This is a genomic window from Methylobacter sp. BBA5.1, from assembly GCF_000746145.1.
Taxonomy (GTDB): domain Bacteria; phylum Pseudomonadota; class Gammaproteobacteria; order Methylococcales; family Methylomonadaceae; genus Methylobacter; species Methylobacter marinus.
In genome coordinates this window covers 1-1,217 of record NZ_JQKS01000087.1, presented here as the reverse complement: position 1 = coordinate 1,217, position 1,217 = coordinate 1, and the positions used below count along the sequence as shown (strand labels likewise).

The window sequence follows — 1,217 nt, the reverse complement described above, 5'->3', positions numbered from 1 at the left end:
AGTCTGGCTTCCTGAATCCGGCTGCCGTCGCCCAGGACGTCGAGCAGGCCGAACGGCGCCGTCGGCTCGTCGACATCGGCCAGCATGTCGCGGAAAAAGGCTTCGTGTTCTTCCGGCTTCATCCCCAGCCGGGCCTGCGCGACAAAGTTGCGGAACGGCAGCGGCGCCGGCAGTTGCTCCGCCCGGCCCAACTGGTGCATCAGGATCTCCTCCAGCAGGATGTCGATCGTGGTGTGATCGATCGCCAGATGGTGTGTCAACAGCAACAGCAACCAGCGCTTTTCCCTGGGGTCATAGGCGGTGTAGCCGTTGATCAGCGGCGCCTGGCGCACGTCGACGCGATAATGTCTCGGATGGTAACGTTCCTGCAGCTGTTCGGCCGCCTCGCCGGCTTCAGGGTCGATGACGACCTCCTCGATCGCCAGTTTCGCGGAGCGCCAGACCACCTGTACCGGTTCCGGCAGGCCTTCCCAGGCCATGGCCGTGCGCAGGATATCGTGACGGTCGACTACCGCCTGCAGGGCGCTCAGGAAACTGTCGAGGCGTTCGCGCGTGTCGAACGCCATCAGGTACGGCAGCAGGTAGGCATCGCCTTTGGACTCCATCAGATGGTGGAACAGAATGCCTTCCTGCAGCGGCGCCAGCGGATAGATGTCCTGCACGTTGGCCGCCCCGCCCGGCACCGCGGCCGTGATTTGGTCTACATACTCAGGCGCCAGATTCAATAATTGAGAACTGTCCAGGGAACCAGCAACAGGCTTGTTGGCGGCGATGGGACCGTTTAACTTTAGAAACTCAATCAAAGCGGGCTTGGTATCACGCAACTCGGCAAGTAATGAGGGGGCTAATGCCTGTTTTTTTCCAAGAATGACCAACTCGTCATTTTCGATAGCGAGTGAGAGGTTTCTCTCGCTGAGTTGCTGTAATAGCGCGTCAATTTTCATATTCTGATCTCCATAATTTGTTCTTCTTCCACGGCTTCGGCCAGTTTGGCCAGCGTTGGAGCGGTAAATACCACTCTCACGTCCGCGGTTAATCCCTTCTGTCCCATCTTTTCAATCAGTGATATCGCTAACAAGGAATGTCCCCCCAGTTCAAAGAAATTATCGTGCCGGCCGACCTGGTCGATCTTGAGCAGTTCGGCCCAGATATCCGCCAGAGCCTGTTCGGTCTCGCCTTGCGGCGCTTCATACTGCCGCGTTTGCAGGGCGCCGGCA

Annotated in this window: 2 protein-coding genes; both read right to left on the bottom strand. The window is 58.6% G+C overall.

Features of this window, described 5'->3' with window-relative positions; translation table 11 throughout:
- On the bottom strand, positions 1 to 944 hold a 944-nt coding region (locus EK22_RS21825), incomplete at its 3' end, for a condensation domain-containing protein (RefSeq protein ID WP_036254493.1).
- Positions 941 to 1,217: phosphopantetheine-binding protein (locus EK22_RS21820; protein WP_036254491.1), on the bottom strand; the 277-nt coding region annotated here is incomplete at its 5' end. The genes EK22_RS21820 and EK22_RS21825, both read right to left, overlap by 4 nt.